General features: G+C 59.0%; 1 pseudogene. It reads left to right on the top strand.

Going from position 1 to position 249, the window contains the following annotated elements:
- Window positions 1–249: pseudogene (locus R0J92_RS25285) on the top strand (hypothetical protein); the annotation flags it as partial.

Genomic DNA, 249 nt, shown 5'->3' with positions numbered 1-249 from the left:
CTCCATGCCGCGCAGCGATGATCCGGCCTTCGCAATCAATCATGCTCGCGCCTATTCAGAACTCGGTTTACGGGAGATCATCTGCGTCGGCCCCGGGGGCCTGCCATGGCCGCAATCGGTTACACGTTGGGATAGAGGCGAACCGGAGCGACACAGCGTTTCTTTCGAGGAAATGATGGATGGTGCCGAGGCCGTGATCGAAAGCCTGAACGGAACCGCCGATGGACGCATAAAGGTCTTTCTGACGCC

The sequence above is a fragment of the Tritonibacter sp. SIMBA_163 genome (genome assembly GCF_046535935.1).
GTDB classification, from domain to species: Bacteria; Pseudomonadota; Alphaproteobacteria; order Rhodobacterales; family Rhodobacteraceae; genus Epibacterium; species Epibacterium scottomollicae.
Note: the sequence above shows the minus strand (reverse complement) of the source record. Positions and strands in the feature narration are given on the sequence as shown.